General features: G+C 68.8%; 17 protein-coding genes, 3 tRNA genes, 1 other RNA gene and 1 pseudogene. 13 read left to right on the top strand and 9 right to left on the bottom strand.

Features of this window, described 5'->3' with window-relative positions:
• Positions 1–23: 23 nt before the first annotated feature.
• The 3 genes from JJ683_RS07815 (at position 24) to JJ683_RS07805 (ending at position 3,707) form a co-directional block, all read left to right on the top strand.
• Positions 24–3,020, top strand: a complete 2,997-nt coding sequence (locus JJ683_RS07815) for a UPF0182 family protein (protein ID WP_200172799.1) — start codon at positions 24–26, stop codon at positions 3,018–3,020.
• 112 nt (positions 3,021–3,132) lie between these two features.
• A tRNA-Met gene (locus JJ683_RS07810) sits at positions 3,133–3,209 on the top strand.
• A gap of 424 nt (positions 3,210–3,633) precedes the next feature.
• Positions 3,634–3,707, top strand: a tRNA-Met gene (locus tag JJ683_RS07805).
• 85 nt (positions 3,708–3,792) lie between these two features.
• Here JJ683_RS07805 and JJ683_RS07800 read toward each other — a convergent pair.
• Together JJ683_RS07800 and JJ683_RS07795 are read right to left on the bottom strand one after the other, a co-directional pair.
• Complete coding sequence (locus tag JJ683_RS07800; RefSeq protein WP_200172797.1) at positions 3,793–4,236, bottom strand: hypothetical protein; 444 nt, start codon at positions 4,234–4,236, stop codon at positions 3,793–3,795.
• Positions 4,237–4,308: 72 nt separating this feature from the next.
• The gene (locus tag JJ683_RS07795) at positions 4,309–5,985 is read right to left on the bottom strand and encodes an acyl-CoA synthetase (RefSeq protein WP_200172845.1); all 1,677 of its coding nucleotides are present in this window, start codon (positions 5,983–5,985) and stop codon (positions 4,309–4,311) included.
• A 329-nt stretch (positions 5,986–6,314) separates the two neighbouring features.
• On the opposite strand from JJ683_RS07795, the gene JJ683_RS07790 reads away from it, so the two are divergent.
• The gene (locus tag JJ683_RS07790) at positions 6,315–7,979 is read left to right on the top strand and encodes an ABC-F family ATP-binding cassette domain-containing protein (protein WP_200172795.1); all 1,665 of its coding nucleotides are present in this window, start codon (positions 6,315–6,317) and stop codon (positions 7,977–7,979) included.
• A gap of 292 nt (positions 7,980–8,271) precedes the next feature.
• Here JJ683_RS07790 and JJ683_RS07785 read toward each other — a convergent pair whose 3' ends face one another.
• From JJ683_RS07785 to hisN, 3 genes are all read right to left on the bottom strand, one after another.
• Entirely contained in the window at positions 8,272–9,480 is a 1,209-nt protein-coding gene (locus JJ683_RS07785) for an acyl-CoA dehydrogenase family protein (protein WP_200172793.1), read from the bottom strand.
• Positions 9,481–9,547: 67 nt separating this feature from the next.
• On the bottom strand, positions 9,548–10,945 hold the full coding sequence (locus tag JJ683_RS07780) for an acyl-CoA dehydrogenase family protein (RefSeq protein WP_200172791.1): 1,398 nt from the start codon (positions 10,943–10,945) through the stop codon (positions 9,548–9,550).
• Between the two features lie 356 nt (positions 10,946–11,301).
• Positions 11,302–12,081: a histidinol-phosphatase gene (gene hisN / locus JJ683_RS07775; protein WP_200172789.1), complete on the bottom strand. Its 780-nt coding sequence runs from the start codon at positions 12,079–12,081 to the stop codon at positions 11,302–11,304.
• 83 nt (positions 12,082–12,164) lie between these two features.
• Here hisN and prfB point away from each other — a divergent pair, with 83 nt between their 5' ends.
• From prfB to smpB, 4 genes are all read left to right on the top strand, one after another.
• Positions 12,165–13,280, top strand: a complete 1,116-nt coding sequence (gene prfB / locus JJ683_RS07770) for a peptide chain release factor 2 (RefSeq protein ID WP_200172787.1) — start codon at positions 12,165–12,167, stop codon at positions 13,278–13,280.
• Positions 13,281–13,355: 75 nt separating this feature from the next.
• On the top strand, positions 13,356–14,045 hold the full coding sequence (ftsE, locus tag JJ683_RS07765; protein ID WP_200172785.1) for a cell division ATP-binding protein FtsE: 690 nt from the start codon (positions 13,356–13,358) through the stop codon (positions 14,043–14,045).
• A gap of 97 nt (positions 14,046–14,142) precedes the next feature.
• The gene (gene ftsX, locus JJ683_RS07760) at positions 14,143–15,045 is read left to right on the top strand and encodes a permease-like cell division protein FtsX (RefSeq protein WP_200172783.1); all 903 of its coding nucleotides are present in this window, start codon (positions 14,143–14,145) and stop codon (positions 15,043–15,045) included.
• A 79-nt stretch (positions 15,046–15,124) separates the two neighbouring features.
• The gene (smpB, locus tag JJ683_RS07755; protein WP_200172781.1) at positions 15,125–15,640 is read left to right on the top strand and encodes an SsrA-binding protein SmpB; all 516 of its coding nucleotides are present in this window, start codon (positions 15,125–15,127) and stop codon (positions 15,638–15,640) included.
• Here smpB and JJ683_RS07750 read toward each other — a convergent pair.
• Entirely contained in the window at positions 15,621–16,010 is a 390-nt protein-coding gene (locus JJ683_RS07750; protein ID WP_200172779.1) for a hypothetical protein, read from the bottom strand. The two genes, smpB and JJ683_RS07750, sit on opposite strands and share 20 nt — an antisense overlap.
• A 292-nt stretch (positions 16,011–16,302) precedes the next feature.
• On the opposite strand from JJ683_RS07750, the gene ssrA reads away from it, so the two are divergent.
• Positions 16,303–16,679, top strand: a transfer-messenger RNA (tmRNA) gene (ssrA, locus tag JJ683_RS07745).
• Positions 16,680–16,805: 126 nt separating this feature from the next.
• Here the strand turns inward: ssrA and JJ683_RS07740 are convergent.
• Complete coding sequence (locus JJ683_RS07740) at positions 16,806–18,113, bottom strand: Nramp family divalent metal transporter (protein ID WP_200172843.1); 1,308 nt, start codon at positions 18,111–18,113, stop codon at positions 16,806–16,808.
• Positions 18,114–18,427: 314 nt separating this feature from the next.
• On the opposite strand from JJ683_RS07740, the pseudogene JJ683_RS07735 reads away from it, so the two are divergent.
• The 4 genes and pseudogenes from JJ683_RS07735 to JJ683_RS07720 all read left to right on the top strand — a co-directional run.
• A pseudogene (locus JJ683_RS07735) lies at positions 18,428–18,910 on the top strand (MauE/DoxX family redox-associated membrane protein); the annotation flags it as partial.
• 238 nt (positions 18,911–19,148) lie between these two features.
• The gene (locus JJ683_RS07730) at positions 19,149–19,919 is read left to right on the top strand and encodes a DsbA family protein (RefSeq protein WP_200172775.1); all 771 of its coding nucleotides are present in this window, start codon (positions 19,149–19,151) and stop codon (positions 19,917–19,919) included.
• Positions 19,920–20,082: 163 nt separating this feature from the next.
• Positions 20,083–20,976, top strand: coding sequence for a DsbA family protein (locus JJ683_RS07725; protein WP_200172773.1), 894 nt, complete (start codon positions 20,083–20,085; stop codon positions 20,974–20,976).
• A 180-nt stretch (positions 20,977–21,156) separates the two neighbouring features.
• A tRNA-Ala gene (locus JJ683_RS07720) sits at positions 21,157–21,229 on the top strand.
• Between the two features lie 401 nt (positions 21,230–21,630).
• On the opposite strand, the gene JJ683_RS07715 is transcribed toward JJ683_RS07720, so the two are convergent.
• Positions 21,631–22,047: an SSI family serine proteinase inhibitor gene (locus JJ683_RS07715; RefSeq protein ID WP_200172771.1), complete on the bottom strand. Its 417-nt coding sequence runs from the start codon at positions 22,045–22,047 to the stop codon at positions 21,631–21,633.
• A 241-nt stretch (positions 22,048–22,288) separates the two neighbouring features.
• The gene (locus tag JJ683_RS07710; protein WP_200172769.1) at positions 22,289–22,537 is read right to left on the bottom strand and encodes a hypothetical protein; all 249 of its coding nucleotides are present in this window, start codon (positions 22,535–22,537) and stop codon (positions 22,289–22,291) included.
• Positions 22,538–22,620 lie beyond the last annotated feature (83 nt).

Below are 22,620 nucleotides of genomic sequence, written 5' to 3'. Positions count from 1 at the left end.
CCTACGAGGATGGAGAGAAAGTCGTGAGCGTGCGGCCGCCAGGCAGTGTTCCCAGGCTGTCCCGTAGGTCCAAGATCCTCATCGGGATCGGAGTGGCGCTGATCGTGCTGCTCCTGGTGGGCCCCCGGCTGATCGATACCTACATCAGCTGGGAATGGTTCAAGAGCCTCGGGTTCGGCTCCGTCTACAGCACGGTGCTGTGGACCCGCATCATCACCTTCCTCGTCGTCGGCCTCGTCGTCGGCGGGATCATCTTCGCTGCGATCGTGCTGGCCTACCGGATGCGTCCGGTGTTCGTGCCGATGGCGGGCGAGCACGACGTGCTCGCCCGGTACCGGGCGCTGGTGATGTCGCGACGCAAGACCTTCGGACTGGCGGTGCCCGTCCTCGTCGGCCTGATCAGCGGGCTGGTCGCGCAGAGCGACTGGCAGATGATCCAGCTGTTCCTGCATGCGAAGCCGTTCGACGACTCGATGAACGACCCGCAGTTCGACAAGAACATCGGCTTCTACGCTTTCGAGCTGCCGTTCATCAAGTTCGTGCTGACTTGGCTCTTCGTGGCGCTGATCGTGTCGTTCTTCGCTTCCCTGGTCACCCACTACCTGTTCGGCGGCATCCGGCTCGCCGGCCGTTCGGGCAGCCTCACGCGCGCCGCACGCGCGCAGCTGGCCATCATCGCCGGAGTTTTCCTCCTGCTCAAGGCGGTGGCCTACTGGTTCGACCGGTACTCGCTGCTCTCGAGCACGGACAAATACCCGATGTTCACGGGGGCCGGCTACACCGACATCAACGCGGTGCTGCCCAGCAAGATGATCCTGCTTGCCATCGCCGTGATCTGCGCGGCCGTGTTCTTCGCCGCGATCGTCCTGCGCGATCTCCGGATCCCGGCCCTGGCCGTGGCGCTGATGGTGTTCTCGTCGGTGATCATCGGCGCGGTGTACCCGCTGATCGTCGAGCAGTTCTCGGTCAAGCCCAACGCGGCGCAGAAGGAAGCCGAGTACATCAAGCGGAACATCACCGCCACGCGCGCGGCGTACGGCATCACCGATGCCAACGTGGACTACGTCAAGTACGCGGGCGTCGGCACCAAGAGCCCGCAGGACGTTCCCGCAGACGAGACGACGGTGGAGAACCTTCGTCTGCTGGACCCCAATATCCTCTCGCCCACGTTCACCCAGCAGATGCAGCTGAAGAACTTCTACGGTTTCCCGAAGACGCTGAGCATCGACCGCTACATGGTGGACGGCGAGTTGCGCGACTTCATCGTGGCGGCACGCGGGCTGAACCCGCAGAGCCTCACCGGCAACCAGACGGACTGGATCAACCAGCACACCGTCTACACGCACGGCAACGGGTTCGTGGCAGCGCAGGCCAACACGATCCGCACCGGAGGTGACGAGGACGGCGACGCCGGCGGCTACCCCGTCTACCAGGTGAGTGATCTGAGCACGAAGCCGACCATTCCCTCGTTGGAGGTGGATAATCCGCGGATCTACTTCGGCGAGCTCATCTCGAACACCCCCGACGATTACGCCATCGTCGGCGCGGCCGGCGACGAACCCCGCGAGTACGATTCGGAGACGGGCGAGCGTTACACCTATCAGGGCTCTGCGGGCGTGTCGGTCGGCAACTGGTTCAACCGTCTGGCGTTCGCCGTCAAGTACACCGAACGCAACTTCCTGTTCTCCGACGCGATCGGCGACGATTCGAAGATCCTGTTCAACCGTGACCCGCGCGACCGCGTCAAGAAGGTCGCGCCGTGGCTGACCACGGACACCTCCGCCTACCCGGCGGTGATCGACGGCAAGATCAAGTGGATCGTCGACGCCTACACGACGCTGGAGAACTATCCCTACGCGCAGCGCAGCTCGCTCGCCGGGCTGATGTCCGACAGCATCGACGCCGCCACGGGCCGGCCGCTGCCGCAAAAGGAGGTGTCCTACATCCGCAACTCGGTGAAGGCCACCGTGGACGCGTTCGACGGCACGGTCACGCTGTACCAGGTGGACAAGAACGATCCGGTACTCAACACTTGGATGGACGTATTCCCCGGGGTCGTGAAGCCGGAGAGCGCGATCACCCCCGAACTGCGCGCCCACTTCCGTTACCCTGAGGACCTGTTCAAGGTGCAGCGCGAGATGCTGGCGAAGTACCACGTGGACGACCCCAACGAATTCTTCACCAACAACGCGTTCTGGTCGGTGCCCAGCGACCCCACGGTCGACACCGACGCCAACCAGCCCCCGTATTACGTGCTGCGCGGCGACCCGGAGACGGCCGAGCCGCAGTTCGACTTGACCAGCCCGATGCGCGGCTACCAGCGTGAGTTCCTGTCCGCGTACATCTCGGTGTCGTCGGACCCGAAGGAGTACGGGCAGTTCACCGTTCTGACGTTGCCGACGGATACGCAGACGCAGGGTCCGGGCCAGATGCAGAACTCGATGAGGTCGGACTCCAAGGTCTCGCAGGACGTCGCGCTGCTGGGCCAGACGAACACGCTCACGTTCGGCAATATGCTGACTCTGCCGATCGCCGACGGCGGGATCCTGTACGTCGAACCGCTCTACACCGAGCAGAAGTCGACCTCGGGCAATACATTCCCGCGCTTGTCCCGCGTGCTGATGAGTTACACGGACCCCAACGGTGTGGTGAAGGTGGGGTACGCGCCCACCGCATCCGAGGCGCTGAAGCAGATCTTCGGCCCCGGCGTGGCAAACTTGGCCACCCGCGAGGTCGACGAGGGCGGCGCCCCCGTGGAGCCGGCGACGACCCCGGCACCCGGCGGCGACCAGGCCGGGGGCGGTGCACCGAGCCCGTCGCCTTCGCCGACTCCTGCTCCGACGACACCGCCGCCTGCGCGCGGTGACGAACAGGCCGCGGTACAGGGAATCGACTCGGCGCTGAAGAACCTGCAGTCGGCGCAGTCGACCGGCAACTTCGGCGACTACGGCAAGGCGCTCGAGAACCTTCAGAAGGCCATCGAGAACTACGAGAAGGTGACCGGGAACACCGGCGGCTGATCGAGTGGGACCGTGCGGTTCCGCCCCGAAATCCCTGATGGGAAGGTTGGTTTCAGGATTTCGGGGCGGATTTGCCCGTGGCTCGCATGGCCGTGTAACGTGGTTCTCGCAACGCGGGGTGGAGCAGCTCGGTAGCTCGCTGGGCTCATAACCCAGAGGTCGTAGGTTCAAATCCTGCCCCCGCTACCAATGAAGAGTCCGGGCCGGTCGTCATGACCGGCCCGGACTTTTTGTTGTGCAGGTGTCGTACAGGCGTTGTGCTGGTGGGGCCGGGGTGCTGTGCGGGTGCTGCGAGCCGGCGCCCCGGGGCGGGAGCGCATCTCCCGTCCGCGAGTCTGTCGCCTGTTCGCGGGCGCGTCTGCCGTCCGCGAGTCGTTCTGCAGTGTGCGCGCCGGTCCCAGGAGGAATCGCACCAACCCGCTCCCGGGTGGGGAACAGGCTCACTGGCTGGCTGCGATTCGGCCCGCGGACTGTGAACCGGTCTGCGAATCATCCTCGGCGGCAACGGATGCGTGGCCGTCGACGCGTGCGGATGTGCGGCAGGCGGATCCGCGGCCCCGACGGTGGCCCGATTCGTGAAGGCGGAGCGAACCGTGTACTGTAGGAAACGCAACGCGGGGTGGAGCAGCTCGGTAGCTCGCTGGGCTCATAACCCAGAGGTCGTAGGTTCAAATCCTGCCCCCGCTACTAGTCAGGCCCGGGAGATCGCGATCTCCCGGGCCTGAGTGCTATCCATTCCGGCCGATCGCACTGCGTGAGGCTGCCGGCCGAGTCACTCGTCGTCGACCCGGCCCCCGGACTGCAGGAATTCGTTGATGTCCTGCGAGGGCACATTCCCGCCGGGGTCGGGGAGGAGCCCACGCGCCCGGAGGTCGGCGTAGATCCGCCTGTTCTCTGCGAGATACCACTGCTCCCGCTCCGCGTTCTCCACCGGATCTTCCGCCATCGGGTAGCCGAGGAACGGAACCGCGATGCTCTCGGTCGTCCCGTCGGCGTAGAACCGGTGTGCGCGGGTGCTCGTCATCCGGTGCTCCCACAGAAGTTCGAGGTACTCGCGGCCGGTCTCGTCCTCGCCCCAGGCCCAGCCGATGTGCAGGGCGCGGTGGAAGGAGTGGCCGTTCTCCCGAGCGGCTACCTCCTCCGGGGTGACGGCGCAGTAGCGCGGCGGGATGGGGGCGAGGGCGGCTGTGGCGCAGGAGATGCGGGGGTCATCCATGGTGCAGAGCATGCCGCGCGGGTCCGACAGGAAACGCCGACCCGCATGATCGCGCGCCCGCACCCCGCCTCTCTACAGCTCGGCGACCTTGCGCTTGAGTAGCTTGCCGGTGGCGTTGCGGGGAAGACGGTCGACGAAGACGATCTCGCGTGGCACCTTGTACCGCGCCAAGTTGGCTTTGACGTACTCCTTGAGTTCGTCGGCCTTGGCCTCGGCCGCGTCGCCCTCGGGCACCCCGCCGGCCAGGGCGACGGCGGCGCGCAGCCGGTGGCCGAAGTCCGCGTCAGGCACGCCCACCACGGCAGCCTCGTGGACATCGTCCCGTTCCACCAGGAGGTTCTCCACTTCGAGGGGGAAGACGTTCTCTCCGCCGGAGACGATCATGTCGTCGTCGCGCCCCTCGATGAACAGCAGACCGTTGCGGTCGAAATGCCCGACATCTCCCGACGACAGCAGGCCGTCGATCATCACCTTGTTGCGGCCGTCGGTGTAGCCGCCGAAGCTGAGCCCGCTGCGCACGAAGATCCGGCCCGTCACCTCCGGCGCGGTGATCTCCTGATCGTCAGCGTCGTAGAGCCGCACCTCGCAGGTGACGGGCGGGCGGCCGGCGGTGCCGGGCGCCCGCCGCAGGTCCTCGGGAGTGGCGACGGTTGCGACGGCCACCTCGGTCGAACCGTAGAGGTTGTAGAGCACCGGGCCGAAGACCTCCTCGGTGCGTCGGCTCAGATCGGGGGAGATGGCCGAGCCGGCGGCGAAGACGATGCGCAGCGTCGAGGTGTCGTACCGACCCAGCACCTCGGGGCCCAGGTCGATGATGCGCTGGAGCATGGTGGGGACGACGATCAGCGCGTCGGCCTTGTGTTCCGCGATGCCGGCGAGCGTGCGCTCCGGGTCGAACTTGCGGCTGAAGATCACCGTGCAGCCCAGCGCGATCGAGAGGATGAATTGCGAGACGCCGGTGCCGTGGAAGATCGGCGCCGCCATGAACGTGACGCCGCCTTTGCGCAGCGGGATGCGGTCCAGGAACTGTGCGGAGGCGAAAACGGTGAGCCTGTCGCGGGGTGCGCCCTTGGGCGTGCCGGTGGTGCCGCTGGTCAGGAGTACGAAGCCGCCCGGCTTGGCGGGGGCGGGCAGCGGTTCGCTGGAGTGCTCGGCGATCAGTGTGAACACCGACGGCACTGGCCCGCCGACCTGGGCCTCGGAGGCTGCAGCGCCGTCTGTCCAGGCCGAGTACCGTGCCAGGTCGCAGGGAAGAGCGCTGAGCAGCTCGGTGAACTCGTCGTCGTACACCAGCGCGCGCACGTCCTCCCGCTGTGCGACGTCCGCCAGTTGCGGGCCCGCGAATCCGGTGTTGAACATGACCAGGCGTGCGCCGATCTTGCCGCTGGCGAGCATGGTGAGGACCAGCCCGCGGTGATCGCGGCACAGCGCGGCGATCACTGAACCCTGGCCCAGTCCGTCCGCCTGCCACGCCCGTGCCAGCGCGTTGGACTGCTCGTCGAGTTCGCGGAACGTCAGCGGGCCGAGCTCGTCGATGATGGCGGCCCGACCGGGAGTGAGCGCCGCGGCGTGCTTGGCGGCGCCGACGAACGGCCCGAACCTGCTCAGCGCGATCAGCGAATGCACACCGTGGTCCAGGCGAGGGAAGGGGACCAGGCCGGCGCGTTGCATCACCAGCACGCTGCGGGCGACCTCCCTGGCCTTGCCCCCGTAGTGCGCGAGCAGATCGGTCGGCGCGGTCTTCTGCATCATCCGTATACCTTCCCCGCGGGTACTTTCTGATCGGCGGCAGCGCAACCGCGGCGGCGGACGGCGGCAAGTCCTGCGGCGCGCCGTCGCGCGAGGCGCCGGTGCCGCAGGAATTGTCTGTGACGGTCGGTGCACATGCCGGGTTTCACCCTATGGCCTGAAACTCTATCGGTGCGCGAGGGGGTGGGCCGGGTAACAGAACCGTTGCCGAATGCCGGGAGCCGCGTTATTCTCTACCCCTTCCTGTCGCCGAGCGCGAGACGAGTGATGCCGGTGCTCCACCAGAGGTAGTCCGCAGCTGAACAGCCGCACACCTCCTGGGAGTACCCATGTCCGCATCATCGTCGATTCCCCCTTTCTCCACCCCGGTTCCAGCGCATTCCGGTGGCAACCGCGGCGGCGGCAGCAGCAGCAGCAGCGTTGTTCTGTCTGATCTCACGTTCCTGTGGCCGGACGGCACTGTCGTGTTCGATGGTCTCAGCGCCGCATTCCCGGAGGGGCGCACCGCGCTCGTCGGCCGCAACGGCGCCGGCAAGTCCACGCTGTTCCGCCTATTGGCCGGGGAACTCACTCCGGCACGCGGCTCGGTCGCCGCGCCGCAGCCGGTGGCGGTGCTGCCGCAGGACGTCACCCTCGACGCGGACCGGACGGTGGGGGAGACGCTCGGGGTGTCTCCCGTGCGCGACGCGCTGCGCCGCATCGAGGACGGCTCCGTCGACCCGGCCGACTTCGACGCGGTGGGCGAGGACTGGGACGTCGATGCGCGGTGCCGCGCGATGCTGGGGCGGCTCGGACTGCAATTCGAAGATCTCGACCGCACGGTGGGAACGGTGTCCGGCGGCGAGGCGACGATGATCGCGCTTGCGGGTCTACTGCTCGCCGGGCCGCGCGCGTTGCTGCTCGACGAGCCGACCAACAACCTCGACGTCGTGGCACGCGGCCGGCTGCGCGAGGTGATCGGTGCGCTCACGGTCCCGGTCATCGTCGTCAGCCACGACCTCGACCTGCTCGAATCCGTCGATGCGACGGCCGAGTTGCGCGCAGGCCGGATCCGGCTGTTCGGCGGGCCGTACAGCCACTACCGCCAGGTCATCGAGTCCGAGCAGGCGGCGGCCGCCCAGCGTGTCAGCGATGCCCGCAACGACCTCCGCACGCAGCGTACGGAGATGGTGGAGGCGCGCATCAAGCTGGACCGGCGTCAGCGCTATGGGAAGAAGATGCAGGAGAGCAAGCGCGAACCGAAGATGATCATGGGTCTGCGTAAGCAGCAGGCGCAGGTCTCCGCGGGCAGGCTGCGCGGCGCCCACGAGGGGGAGGTGGAGCGGGCTGCGGAGGCGCTGGAAGAGGCGCGCAACCGGATGCGCGACGACAAGCGTATCCGGATCGACCTTCCCGAGTGCGCGCTACCGGCACGGCGCGAGGTGCTGGCGATGTCCTCGCCGTTGCCCCTGCCTCATACCCCGACCCCGATCATGCCCACCGGCCCGAGCAGCGCCGACGAGGACGGGATTTCGGTAGTGGGCCCGGAACGGGTCGGCGTGGTCGGCCGCAACGGCTCGGGGAAGACGACGATGCTGCGCGCGATCGCCGCCTCGGGCGGACTGCGGGTGCCGGCGGCCTACCTGCCGCAGCGGCTCGACTTCCTCGACGACGGCGTGACGGTGGCCGAGGCCGTCGCGGACGCGCGCCCCGAGGCGGACGTCGAAGCCGTGCACGCGCACCTGGCGCGTCTGCTGTTCCGGGGGCACTCATCGGAGAAGGCCATAGGTGCGCTGTCGGGCGGGGAGCGGCTGCGCGCCGCGCTGGGCGTAGTGCTTTTCCGGCGGCCCGCCCCGCAGCTGCTCATGCTCGATGAGCCGACCAACAACCTCGACATCGAGTCCGTCGAGCGGCTTGCCGATGCGCTGCGCGGCTGGCCCGGGGCGCTCATCGTCGTCAGCCACGACGCGCGGTTCCTCGCCGCGGCCGGGGTGGAGCGCCGGATCGTGCTGTGACGCATTGTCGTGCAGCGCCTCCGCAGTTTTCCCGGACCCGGCGGCCGCCGGTTTGACTTTCCAACGCGCCGATGGCCAATATCTTGAACGTAAGTCCAGACATCTGAATGGAGATATCATGATCCTCGGTTCGCTCGGCCTCGCCCTCGCCGGTCTTGTCAGCGGCCTGCTCGGCGGCCTCGGAAGCCTCCTCGGCATCTGAGAGGACAGCGGCAGCGGCCCCGGACCGAAAGGTCCGGGGCCGCTGTGCGCCCTGGAGCAAGGGGCATGCTCCGGGGTGGCTTCCGACCTGTTATTTCAGTTCGGACGACGACAGCCCCAGCACCCGGCGGGCGACGATGAGCTGCTGGATCTGCTGGGTGCCCTCGAAGATGTCGAGAATCTTGGCGTCGCGCGCCCACTTCTCCAGCAGCGAGCGCTCCGAATACCCGAAGCTGCCGGCCAGTTCGACCGCTTTGAGGGTGACGGCGGTGCCCATGCGGCCGGCCTTGGCTTTGGCCATCGAGGCCTCGAGCGAATTGGGCTTCTTGTTGTCGGCCATCCACGCGGCACGGATGGTGAGCAACTGGGCGGCCTCCCAGTCGGCCTCCAACTCGAGATACGCGGCGGCCGCGGCGGTCTGGTTGACGGCGGGGATGTCGTAGGAGATTTCGATGTCCGCCTCGGTGAGGATCTGCCGGAGCTCCTCGAGCGCGGCGCGCGCGACGCCCACCGCCATGCCCGCGACCAGCGGGCGGGTGTTGTCGAAGGTGGCCATCACGCCGCCGAAGCCCTTGGCGGTGTCCACCTCGGCGCTGCCGAGGATGTTGTCGCGGGGGATGCGGCAGTCTTCCAGCAGCAGAACTGCCGTGTCGGAGGCCTTGATGCCGAGCTTGTGTTCCAGGCGCGCCACCGACAGGCCGGGCGCGTCGCGGGGGACGACGAACGACTTGATGGCGGCGCGGCCCTTCGAACGGTCGACGCTGGCCCACACGACGATGTGCGTGGAGCGCTCGCCTGCGGTGACGAAGATCTTCTCGCCGTTGAGCACCCACTCGTCGCCGTCGAGCTCTGCGGTGGTGGTGACGGCGGCCGAGTCGGAGCCGAAGCCCGGTTCGGTGATGGCCATCGACGCCCACACCTTGCCGAAGCGCTCGAGCTGCTCGTCGGTGGCCACCGAGGCGATCGCCGAATTGCCCAGCCCCTGGTACGGGATGGCGAGGGTGAGTCCCACGTCGCCCCAGCAGGTTTCGATGACGTTCATGAGCGACGACATGTTGCCGCCGTTGACGTTGCCCTCGGGTGCCTTCGTGTCGGCGCCGCGGCCGAGGGTGGCGCCGGAGGCGGCCTGGCCGGCGTCCGCGAGGCCCTCGACCAGGCTGGCCATCGTGTCGAGCTCCACGGGGCGTTCGTGTTCGGCGAGGTCGTACTTGCGGGAGATGGGTCGGAAGATCTGCGCGGCGGCCTGGTGCGCCTGGTTGGAGGCGGCCTTCATCTTCTTCGGAAGTTCGAGATTGATCATGGTGTCTCCATGGTGGGAAGTGGGCGTTGGCGTGGTTCCGGGATCGTCTGTGCCGGTGCGGGACCGGTCAGACGAGTACCACGCCTTCGCCGATTCCGGCGGCGCGCAGGTCGCGGTACCACCGCTCCACGGGGTGCTCCTTGGTGTAGCCGTGGCCGCCGAGGAGCTGCACGCCGTCGAGACCGATCTGCATCCCCTTGTCGGTGGCGAGCTTGCGTGCCAGGGCCGCCTCGCGGTGGAAGGCCAGCCCCTGGTCGGCACGGGAGGCCCCCCGGTAGGTGACCAGGCGCAGTCCGTCGAGCTCGATGGCTATGTTCGCCACCATGAAGGCGACGGCCTGCCGGTGGCTGACGGGCTCGCCGAACGCCTCGCGCTCGTTGACGTACGGCGTCACGTAGTCCAGCACGGCCTGTCCGGCGCCCACGGCCAGCGAGGACCAGCCGAGGCGGGAGAGCGCGACGGCATCGGAGTACTCCTGGGCGCGCACGGCGGGGTCAGTGTCCGGTCCGCCCAGTAGCGCCGCCCGGGGCAGGGAGACGTCCTCGAGGATGAGCCGTCCCAGGCCCGCGGCGCGCAGGCCCATGCTCGGGTCCGCCTCCACGACGAGTCCGCGGGAGTCCGACTCGACCAGGAAGAACGCGGGCTTGCCGTCAAGCTCGGCGGCGATGACGAACAGTTCCGCCGCGCCGGCCGCCGGCACCATCGACTTGACGCCGTTGAGGGTGTAGCCGTCCGCAGCGCGGACGGCTTTGGTCTGCAGGGCGAACGGGTTGAACAGCGGCCGCGGCTCCGCGACGACGACGGCGGCGGCGGGTACCTTCTCGCCCGCGAAGGCCGGCAGGTAGGTCCGCTGCTGCTCGTCGGTGCCCCACTGTGTGAGCGCGACGGCGACGCCGCTGGGCGCCAGCACCGGCAGCGCCAGGCCCATGTCGCCGTGGGCGAGGGCCTCCGCGACGAGCGCGTTGGTGACCGCTCCACGCTCCTCGGCGACCCCCTCGAGCGAGTCGGGGATGTTGATCATGGTCACGCCCAGCTCCGCGGCCCGGCCGAGCAGGTCGGCGGGGGCGGCCGCGGCTGTGTCGGCGTCCGACGCCGCGGGGCGCAGGATCTCCGCGGCGAAGTCCTTGACCGTCGCGACGATCATCTGCTGCTCATCGGTGGGGGTGACATCGAACCCGCCGGGCTTGGCCGACTTCAGCCGGGCGGGCTTGCCGCCGCCGGGCACCTTGTCGAAAACGCGGTTGGCGGCGCCGAGGGTGCGGAAGCCGGTCTTGGTCCCCTCGTAGGCGACGCGGTCGACCGTTTCTCGGATGCGGTACTTGTCCGCGAGGCTCGACCCCGTGATGGAGGTGAGCACGCGCATGGCCGTGCCGATGACGTCGCGCTTGATGGGGTTGAGTCCGACGGTGGAGTCGGTGCGGCGCGGCCGCGCGGGGGAATTGCCGTTCTTGCTCATAGTCACCATCTGTCCGTGAGGGCCGGGTGTGCGGCGGGCCGGGCCGCCCGCACCTGCCGGGTCGCAAGGCGGACCCGGATCTTCTCGCAGCCGATCTTACTCCAAAGTAAGTTTGTTGTGAACTGAAACCCCGATCCGGCGCGTGGGCCTGTGCCCGGATCGGGTGGGAGAACGCGAGGATCGTCGCAGAGGCACGCGCAGTCGGCGTGGCGCAGACCATCGAAGAGCCGTCTTGCCGAGGACATGGTGCGGACGTCGGTCCGGCCTGATGCTGGGGGAAGGGGTGCGGGCGCCCCGGCCCCCGGCAGAGCCGTCCGGCGGGGGCGCGGCGGGATGCGGCCTGGCCGGGCCCTCGCCGTCGTGGCCTACCGACCGATCCGCGCCAGTACCGCGTCGTGCAGCAGCCCGTTGGTGGCGACGGCGCTGCCGCCCGCGGGGCCCGCGGTGCCGTCGAGCGCGGTGAAGCGGCCGCCGGCCTCGCGGACGATGACGTCGAGGGCAGCGAGGTCCCACAGCGACACTTCCGGTTCGGCCGCAATGTCGACGGCGCCCTCGGCGACCAGGCAGTAGGAGAGGAAGTCGCCGTAGCCGCGCAGCCGCCACACCTCGTCGGTGAGACCGATGACGCGGTCACGGTCGCCGCGTTCGCGCCAGCCGGACAGGCTCGACAGCGACAGGCTCGCGTCCGAGACGTCACGGACCCCGGAGACGCGCAGCGCGCGCGGCAGCCCGCCCTCGAAGGTGCTGAACGCGCCCTCGCCCGCGGTGGCCCACCAGCGACGCGACAACGCCGGGGCGCTGACCATGCCGAGCACCGGCGCGCCGTCCTCGAACAATGCGATCAGGGTGGCCCACACGGGGACGCCCCGGACGAAGTTCTTCGTTCCGTCGATGGGGTCCACCACCCACTGCCGGCCGGCGGCCGCGGGCTCGCCCCCGAACTCCTCGCCTAGGACGGCGTCGTCCGGGCGTTCGATTTCGAGGATGTCGCGGATGATGCGTTCGACGGCCATGTCCGCGTCGGTGACCGGCGTCATGTCCGGCTTGTCCTGCACGCGCAGGTCGGCGGAACGGAACCGCTTGCCGGTGATCGAATCGGAGCGATTCGCCAGGCGCAGCGCAAGGTCCAGGTCGGCGGCGTACATGGCTATGACCGTACCGTGACGCGGGTGCTGCCAGGCGACTCCGTCCGGGTCGGCGAGGCGGACGGCGGGTAGCCTTGTCTACCGTGCAACCTGACGTTTCCGCAGACCTCGCAGAACTCGAGACCACTTTGTCGACGGTCGAGCGCGTGCTCGACATCGACGAGCTGGCCCGCCGCATCGACGAGCTCGAGCACCAGGCCGCCGACCCGGAGCTGTGGAACGACCAGGACCACGCGCAGAAGGTCACCAGCGAACTCTCCTACGCGCAGGGCACGCTGCGGCGGGCGCGTGATCTGCGCTCGCGCCTGGACGACCTGCCCGTCCTCTACGAGCTGGCCGACGAGGAGGAGGGCGACGCGGCGGCCGCTGCCCTCGAGGACGCCGACGCCGACCGTGCCCGGCTGCGCTCCGACATCGAGGCAATGGAGGTGCGCACGCTCCTGTCCGGCGAATACGACCCGCGCGAGGCGCTGGTGAACATCCGCTCCGGCGCCGGCGGCGTGGACGCTGCGGACTTCGCCGAGATGCTCATGCGCATGTACGTGCGCTGGGCGGAGAAGCACGGCCACAAGGTGGAGGTGTACGACACCTCCTACGCGGAGGAGGCAGGCATCAAGAGCGCCACCTTCGCCGTCAAGGACCCGTACATGTACGGGACGCTGTCGGTGGAGCAGGGTACGCACCGCCTGGTGCGCATCAGCCCCTTCGACAACCAGGGCCGCCGCCAGACGTCCTTCGCCGAGGTCGAGGTGCTGCCCGTGGTGGAGACCACCGACAGCATCGACGTCCCGGAGAACGACGTGCGCGTCGACGTCTACCGCTCGTCCGGTCCCGGCGGGCAGTCGGTGAACACCACGGACTCGGCCGTGCGGCTGACCCACATCCCCACGGGCATCGTGGTCACCTGCCAGAACGAGAAGTCGCAGCTGCAGAACAAGGTGGCGGCGATGAAGGTGCTGCAGGCCAAGCTCCTCGAGCGCAAACGCCAGGAGGAGAAGGCCGCCATGGACGAGCTGGGCGCCGGTGGCAACGCGTCGTGGGGCAACCAGATGCGCTCGTACGTCCTGCACCCGTACCAGATGGTCAAGGACTTGCGCACCGAGTACGAGGTCAACAACCCGCAGACGGTGCTCGACGGCGAACTGGACGGATTCATCGAGGCTGGCATCCGCTGGCGCATGCGCACCGACGAGGACTGACTCCGAACAGGACAGTGCGCCGTGCCGACGTCGGGGGACCGGCGCCGCCCGCGGGCATGGCTACACTGGCTCTCCGTGATCCGTCTCGTGAATGTCTCCAAGTCGTACAAGACGTCGACCCGGCCCGCGCTGGACAAGGTGAACGTCGAGGTCGGCAAGGGGGAGTTCGCCTTTCTCATCGGGCCGTCCGGGTCCGGGAAGTCGACGTTCCTCAAACTGCTGCTCAAGGACGAAGTGCCCTCCTCCGGTGACGTGTTCGTGGGCGACACCCGCGTGAACCGGCTGCCGGGCCGCAGGGTGCCGCAGTTGCGCCAGACCATCGGCTGCGTATTCCAGGACTTCCGGCTGCTGCAGCAGAAGAACGTCTACGAGAACGTCGCCTTCGCGCTCGAGGTGATCGGCAAGCGTGAGGCGAACATCAAACAGGTCGTCCCCGAGGTGCTCGACATGGTGGGCCTGGCGGGCAAGTCGCACCGGCTGCCGCACGAGCTCTCCGGCGGCGAGCAGCAGCGCGTCGCCATCGCGCGGGCGTTCGTCAACCGGCCGCTGCTGCTGCTGGCCGACGAGCCCACCGGCAACCTCGACCCCGAGACGTCGGGCGGGATCATGCTGCTGCTCGACAAGATCAACCGCACCGGCACCACCGTGCTGATGGCCACGCACGACCACGAGATCGTCGACTCGATGCGCCGGCGCGTCGTGGAACTGCAGCTGGGCAGGCTGGTCCGCGACGAGGAGCGAGGCGTGTACGGCGTGGGCAGGTAGCCCGCGCGCGGCGGGACGGGGCGGCAGGGCCGCCCGCGTCGCGTCGCCGTTCCCACGCCGAACCGCCGACGTCCCCACGACCGGAGAACACACACCCATGCGCGCGAAATTCGTCTTCAGCGAGGTCCTCCAGGGGCTCCGCCGCAACATCACGATGACGGTGGCGATGATCATCACCACCGCGATCTCGATCGGGCTGCTCGGCAGCGGCCTTCTCGTGGTCCAGATGAGCCACGCTACCGAGCAGATCTATCTGGACCGCGTGGAGGTCGAGCTGTTCCTCACCGATGACATCTCCACCAACGACCCGGACTGCGCGCAAGCCACGTGCACGCAGCTGCGGCAGGACCTGGCCGAGGCGGCCGGACAGTCATCGGTGACCTTCGTCAGCCGCGACGAGGCCTACAAGATCTACCAGCAACAGTTCGCCTCGGACCCGGAGATGCTTTCGCTGGTCCGCCCGGAGGCACTCCCGGCGTCGTTCAAGGTGAAGGTCGACGACCAGAAACTGTTCGGGGAGCTGGACCGCGAGTTCAGTGATCGGACCGGCGTTCAGCGCGTCCGCACCCAGGCGGATCTGGTGGACCGGCTGTTCTCGGTGCTCGACGGCATCCGCAACGCGGCGTTCGCGGTGGCGCTGGTGCAGGGGGTGGGCGCGGTGCTGTTGATCGCGAACATGATCCAGATCGCCGCGCTCTCGCGCCGTACCGAGGTCGGCATCATGCGGCTTGTGGGCGCGTCCCGCTGGTACACGCAGTTGCCGTTCCTGCTCGAGGTGGTGGTGGCCTCGGTCGTGGGGTCCGTGCTGGCAGTGGGCGGGCTGTTCGCGGCGAACAACCTGTTCATCAAGGACGTACTGTCGGATCTGTACAGTTCCAACATCATCGCCAGGATCACGGACGCGGACATCGGGCTCGTGGCGCCGATCCTCATCGCGGTGAGCGCGGTGCTCGCGGCGGTGACCGGCTGGATCACGCTGCGCCTGTACGTGCGGGAATGACGGGGCCGGGAATGACGGGGCCGGGTACGGTGCCGCCGAATGCGGTGCGAGCATCGGCGACGAGACGGGAAAGCTGAGCATGGCCAAGAAGGGCAAGGGCGCGAAGAAGCCCAAGGCCGCGGACGCCGACGGCAGGCGGGTGATCGCCACCAACCGCAAGGCCCGCCACAACTACGCGATCCTCGATACGTACGAGGCCGGGGTGGCGCTGGTGGGTACCGAGGTCAAGAGCCTGCGGGAGGGTAAGGCGTCGCTGGTGGACGCCTTCGCCACGGTCGACGACGGCGAGGTGTGGCTGCGCGGTCTGCACATCCCCGAGTACTCGCACGGCACTTGGACCAACCATGCGCCGCGGCGGGTGCGCAAGCTGCTGCTGCACCGGCGCCAGATCGAGATGCTCATCGGCAAGACCCAGGAGGGCAGCCTGACCCTGGTGCCGCTGTCGATGTACTTCTCCGGGGGCAAGGTCAAGCTGGAACTTGCACTGGCGCGCGGCAAGCAGGTCTACGACAAGCGTCAGGACATCCGGCGCCGCACTATGGAGCGCGAGGTCACTCGCGAACTCGGTCGACGCGTCAAGGGCATGCGCGGCTGAGCCCGCCGGGGGACGCCGGAGGAGGGCGGTCAACGCGCCGGCACGGGGCCCGCTCCGGCGCCTCCGCGGAGGCGGTGCGGGTCCCGCCCGCCGGGGCGGAGATGGTCAGCCGCATGTCGTGCGGGGCGGGATTGTGGAACGCGCTGACGTAGCACAGCGCGAACATGACGACGAAGAACAGCGGGAAGACCATGGCCCTCGCGATTGTCGCGAGGCTCACAGGGGCGTCGGTGCCCGGTGGAGCCTCGTGCGCGGGGCGGTGCTCGCCGAGCGTCGGGGCGACCGCCTCGATGTCGTCGGCGAGGATCTCCGCGTAGTCGGCTTCGCGCGCGGTGTCGCCGCGCGGGCTGTCGTGCTGCTCTGCGTTCATGGCTGCATCCCCCGGCGGAGTCCTGTTGCGATGCGATCCAGTCAACATTGTTGACAATGCGACGTCAACGCTGTTGATGCGTGAGCGTGGGCACCGTCGACCTGGGAATACGCGCGTTCCCACCGCGGGGGTCGTCGACGGGATGATTTCGGCGTCCGCGCGCGTTAGACTGTGTTGTCCACACGGAAACGTGTGGGGCTGCGGATGTCTGGTGCATGATCGCGTGATGCGCGATCCAGCGACAGGCGTTCACTGTGCAGAAAGAATCGCACGGCTGTGAGAGTCGTGGAAAGGGGCTGAACGGTTTCGACTGCGTGAGTAGATCCAAGGGAAGCGTGCCGGTGCAGGCAGGAGACCACCGTAAGCGTCGCTGCAACCAATTAAGCGCCAACTCCAAGCAGAGCGCTGACTCCTTCGCCCTCGCTGCCTAAGCAGCAGGCGTGAGTCTGTCAGTCCGGGTTCGCCCTCGGCCCGGGTACTGGCATCAGCTAGAGGGCTCACCGTCATGATCGGTCGCGGAGATTGACGGGACATCCCACAGCGACTGGGGCCGTCATCCGGACGTGTTCGCGAGATCCGGAGGCCCGAGCAGAGGCATAGCGGACTGCGCACGGAGAAGCCTCGGTGACACTGCGGAGGACCCGGGTTCGATTCCCGGCAGCTCCACCGACGACTGGCCCCGGCGGGCGAAGACCACCCGCCGGGGCCCGTTGCCGTCTGTCGCCGGTTAGCGCTCGCTGGCGGCTAGCGCCCGCCGTCGGCTAGCGCCCGCCGTCGGCTAGCGCCCGCCGTCGGCTATTCGACGCCCAGCACCGTCAGGGCCAGCAGTGCGGCGTTGAGTGCGACGATCACGGCGACCGTCGTCCAGGCTGCGACGCGGACGACGGGGCCGCTGCGGTACGCGCCCATCAGCGAACTCTGCGCGGTATACCGCACCAGAGGAATGAGCGCGAACGGGATGCAGAAGCTCAGCACCACCTGACTGAGGATCAGCGCGTAGGTGGGGTCGGCTCCCGCGGCGAGCAGGGCCACGGCCGGTACCAACGTGACGATGCGACGGGCGAGCAGCGGGACCCGCACATGCAGCAACCCCGACATGATCTCCGCGCCCGCGGCGGCGCCCACCGATGTGGAAGCCAGGCCGGAGGCCAGCAGCCCCACCGCGAACACGGTGCCCACTGCCGGCCCCAGCGCCGCCTCGATCGCGTGGTGCGCGCCCTCGATGGTGTCGGTGCCGGAGACGCCGTGCAGCGCGGCGGCGGCGAGTACGAGCAGCGCGATGTTCACGCCCCCGGCGATGACCAGAGCCACCGCCACGTCACAGCGTGTGGCGCGCAGCAGCTTGTCGAGGACGGCGTGGCCCCGGCCGCCGTCCTCGCGCGCGGGGGCGGCTCGTCCCGCATCCTTCGTATCCCCGGAATCCGGGGCGCCGTCCTCGCAGGGGCCGTCGGCCACCGCGTGCGCGTCCAGGTGCACGAGGTCGGCGCGGTGCCTGTCGCGCGCGAGTGCGGAATGGACGTAGATGGCGTGCGGCATCACCGTCGCCCCGAGCATGCCCGCGGCCAGCAGCAGCGTCTGCACCCCCTCGAACCGGGGGACGATGCCGCCGACGAGGTCCGTAGGGGAGACGTCGACGAACAGCAGCCCACAGGTGAAGCCGATCGTGATGATGAGCAGCAGACCCACCACCAGCAGCTCGAAGCGACGTTGCCCGCGCCGGTCGCCCACCGCCAGCAGCACCATCGACACGACGCCGGTGATAGCGCCGCCGGCGGCGAGGGGCAGGCCGAAGAGCAGGTGCAACGCGATGGCACCGCCGATCACCTCGGCGACGTCCGTTGCGGCCGCGGCGACCTCGGCCTGCAGCCAGAATCCGCGCCGGGCCCCCGGCCGGAGCCGTGCACCCAGAGTTTCCGATAGTGACGATCCGGTGACCAGGCCCAGCTTCGCGGACAAGTACTGGATGAGCACGGCCATCGCGTTGGCCAGGATCAGCACCCACAGCAGCAGGTATCCGTACCGGGACCCCGCGGTCACGTTGGCGGCCACGTTGCCCGGGTCCACGTACGCGACCGCGGCGACGAAGGCGGGGCCGAACAGCATCGCTACGCGGTGCGCATCATGTCGGCGCGGCCCCGCCGGGTGCCGGGCCGCCTCGGCGGGGTCTGTCGTCGTCGCCAACTGCGGAAGTCCTGCCTGCGCGCCGTGTGGGGGCCGGGCGTACCTCCCGTATCCGTCTGCCCCACGCTTTGAGTTCGTAAGCACGAAACTCGTGATGAGACCTACCGTAACACTGTGCTACGAGTACGCGTAGCTCTGGATTCCGTATTCCGTGACGGCCGTTTCCGCGCCGGATGTCGTCCGATAGGGTGCAGCGCACGGGCGCGGACGCGTGTGGTGCCGGTATCCTCGGCCGCGTGTGGAAACCGATCGTGAGTCTGCTCGCCCGATTCGGGCTGGCCGCCGTGTGGCTGATCTCCGGCTGGGCGAAGGCCTCCGATGTGCATCAGTCGATGGAGGCCGTGGACGCGTACCGGCTGCTGCCGGACCCGATGGTGCGTGCGGTGGCGATCGGCCTGCCCGCAGTGGAGCTGATCCTGGGATTCATGCTGATCCTGGGGCTCGCGGTTCGATGGACTGCGATCGTCTCCGGGTTGCTGCTGGTGGTCCTCATCGCCGGTGTCGCGTCGGCGTGGGCGCGCGGCCTGCAGATCGATTGCGGATGCTTCGGCGGCGGCGGGGAAGACACGTCGGTCACCTGGGTGGACTATGCCGAGGAGATCGCACGCGACATCGGCTTCCTCATACTCGCGGCGTGGTTGATGCTGTGGCCGCGCAGTCCGCTCGCCCTCGGGTTCGGTTCGCGTGCCGGGCTGCGCCCGCAGGACGACGGCGCTGAAAACCACACAGCTGAAAACCACGGCGCTGAAAACCACGGCGTCGACGCGGATGACGCGCAGGACGAGGACGCGCCGGCAGGCGCGTCCGGCACGGCCGGAACGGCATCGCGTTGACGACCGCATCGGCGGTTACTCCGCCCGCCGGGCTTGACCGGGCCCGGTCGACGACACCCATTGACGAGCCGCTCCCGCCGCGCCCGCGGCGGGGCCGCTCGGAGAAAAGGACGGATGACGCAAGGTGAGCTCCAAGAAACCACCGAAGAAGTACAACGCCGCGAAGCTGGGGAACAATAAGCGCAACGACGCCCTGCTCACCTACGTGCTCGGCGGCGTCGCGATCGTCGCGATCATCGTGTTGATCGTGATCTTCGTGGTCTTGCCGAACACCAAGGACACCGAGGTGCAGGCCGAGGGGTACGGGTCGGTCCAGGAAGGCACCCCGGTCAAGGTCATCGACAACGGCGGGGTGCTGCTGGGCGACCCGAACGCGCCGGTGAAGATCGACGCTTACGAGGACTTTCTGTGCCCGGCGTGCGCCATGTTCGAGCACCAGTTCGGCGGCGCGATCAACCAGGCCATCGACAACGGCCAGATGGCGGTCCACTACCACATGCTGGACTTCCTCAACAAGTACTCGGCCAGCGGCGACTACTCCACGCGTGCGGCCGGTGCGGCGCTGTGCGTGGCGGACACGGGTGACGGAGCGCTGTTCTCCAAGTTCCACAGCGCCCTGTTCCAGGACGGTGTCAAGCCGGAGGAGAACGGCTCGACCGACCTCAGCAACTCCCAGCTCTCCGAGGTGGCCAAGCAGGTCGGTGCGGACGACGCGGTGGTCTCGTGCATCGCCGACGGCGCGAAGGTCGACGCGGCGAAGGCGGGCGCGCAGTCGTCCATGCAGCAGCTGTCCGACCAGACCGGCGGCCAGGTGAGCACCCCCACAGTCATGCACGACGGCAAGAAGGTCAACATCCAGTCGGCCGATTGGATCACGCAGCTCACCGCACAGTGAGCCGCTGACGACCCGTCACCACCGCGCGCGGTCGACGGCCGTTCCGCCCTGTCCGTCCGATGAGGACGCGGCAGGGCGGAAGCGTTTTCCCGGGCGCTGCCCGCACAGGCGGGGCACGGACATGGAAAGGTGGAAAGCGGTGGGCCTGCCGGGAGGAGACGGAGTGCGCGGACAGACGATGGATGCAGGCGGCACGATCGACGCGGGGCGGCGATACCGGTCTCCGCGTTCCGGGCGCCGCCGTGCCGTCGCCGTGGTGGCCGGCGCGGCACTCGTGGCCGGCGTGCTCGCCGGGTGTGGATCGGGCGCCGACGACTCCGATCCCGGCGCTCCCGCTCCCGACTCCTCGGTTCCTGACACCACCGCGTCGGCGTCCCCCGCGGCCGGCGGCGCGTCGCCGGACCTGAAGCGCATGGGCATCGCATCCGTCGTGGGCGTGCCCGTGGCGGTGGACGCGGACGGTGCGATACGGCTCGGGATCGCGAACGCGCCGGTGATCCTCGACGTCTACGAGGACTACTACTGCGAGGCGTGCGGGCAGTTCACCGACCTGTACGGGGATTCGGTGTATTCGGCGATCACGGGGCGCCGGCTGGCCGTGCGGTACCACTCGATCACCATCCTCGATGGCAAGTCGCCCTCCGGCGACTACTCCACGCGGGCGGCCGCCGCGGCGCGGTGCGTCGCTTTGTCGGGGGACGCGGTCGCGTATTCGAAGTTCCGTGACGTCCTGTTCACCAAGGGGGTGCAGCCTCGCGAGGGCGGCAAGTCGGACATCAGCGACGCGCAGCTGGCGCACATGGCGCAGCGGCTCGGCGCCGACGAGCCCGCGGTGTCCTGCATCGCGGACGGTGCCCAGGTGGACGCGGAGAAGGCCGCCGCGTCCGCGGCTCGGTCCTCGCTGGCCGCGCTGTCGGGAGGCTCCACCATCACCCCGTCCGTGTATCAGGGGGCCGGCGAGGTGAAGATCTCCCGCTCGGAATGGCTGGCAGACGTGCTCAACGCGCACGCCACGCCGGCCCCGTCCACCGTCGCGCCGACCACCGGTGGGCGGTGACCGCGGCCGGATGGCGGGTGCGCATGCTCGGGCCACCGACGCCTGCCCAGGCGATTTGGTGCTGACAGGCGTGATCGTGTAACTTTGCTGAGGCAGCGCGGGGAGCAACCGTGCGGCAATACGAGGTCACAAGGCCGATCGCGGAATCGGTTCCGCGAACGGCTACACTGGTTTCAGTACGGGGCTATGGCGCAGCTGGTAGCGCACCACACTGGCAGTGTGGGGGTCAGGGGTTCGAGTCCCCTTAGCTCCACCGGATTCCAATCGACCGGAGGGCTCATCGCCCTCCGGTCGATTTTTGTTCTGTGGCGTCAGCCCGCGTCGGCCGGATTCCACTGCTGCACGGGGTCGACGTACTCCGGTTCGCCCGCGATCCCCTCGACGACCGGCCACCCGTGGTTGCCGCCCGGCTTGATGATGTTCAGTCAGTCCCACGTGCTCCGCCCGAACTCCGAGGCGAACATCGTGCCGTCCTCCGCCCATTCGAAGCCCTGGACGTTGCGGTGAGGGGCCCGAGGTTCTGGGCGCGGGATCCGGCGCCGGCATCGCCCACCCCCGCGTGGAGCATGCCGTCAGGGCCGAGGGCGATGCGCCCCCGACGTGCACCGCCATACGGTTGGTGCCGTCGGCGGCCACCTGCCGAACGGCCGCGGGTCAGAAGCCGAACACGCCGCCCGATGCGGCCGCAGCGACGCAACCGTTTCCGTAGGTGTGGGAGTAATCGACGATGCGGGGCCCGCCCGCGTCGACCCACACGCCGACCGCACGCGCCGGGGTGGGCATGTAGATCATCGGACACAGCACGTGCATGTCTCGGGGTAGCGCTTCGAAATTGCCGCCGGCCTTCCGGATGGAATCGCATGCCTGCGCCGGATCGGGATGGGTGCCGACGTCCGGGGGACAGATCAGCCCCGCTGCGTCGGTTCCGCTGGTGAGCACGAATGCGCCGAAGCCGACAGGGGAGTCCGCGATGGAACCGCTGGGCGCGGCACCGGCGACTCCCGCGAACAGGCCTGCGCTCAGTGCGGCGGCGCCCGCGGCGCCGACGAAGGTGCGGGTGAAGGTGTGCATGGGGCCTCTCCGATCCACGGTGGACCTGTATCGGGTCTTTCCCCTTCCATCGCGTACCGGCAGGCCGGGGGTTAGCCGCCGCGCCGCGCGCCACACCGCGACGCGGAACCGGGCACAACGTGTCGGCGCGATTCTGAGCGCGTTAGCAGTGGACCGGCTAACGTCGGGGATACTCGCGAGTAGACGCGGGGTGTCTCTTCGTCAGGAGTCGGATGATGGCAACGCAGACCCGTGTCCCGTCCTAGCGCACCGCCTGGGCTCGTGCGCCCTGGGAGATCTCGTCCGCGTGGACGTCCGGCTGGACGGGGTATCTGCGCTCGGCAGCACGGCGCGGCACCGGCCCTGCGACCGTGCTCAACGACACGGCGGTGTGATTCCGCGCCGTCACCCGGCGCCGCACCCCCGGGTGGAACACGGAGCACACGGTGGTGCAGAACTGGCCGCAGGCACGGGTGCTCGACTTCTCCACCGGCACTTCGGCGGTGCCCACGCTGGTGCTGCCCCCGCAGGCCGGGCGCGCCTCCTCGATCGTCGACTACTCGCCGGAACAGTCGCAGATCCGCACCGCTCTGG

The sequence above is a fragment of the Tomitella cavernea genome, from assembly GCF_016599145.1.
In the GTDB taxonomy this organism is placed as follows: domain Bacteria; phylum Actinomycetota; class Actinomycetes; order Mycobacteriales; family Mycobacteriaceae; genus Tomitella; species Tomitella cavernae.
Note: the sequence above shows the minus strand (reverse complement) of the source record. Positions and strands in the feature narration are given on the sequence as shown.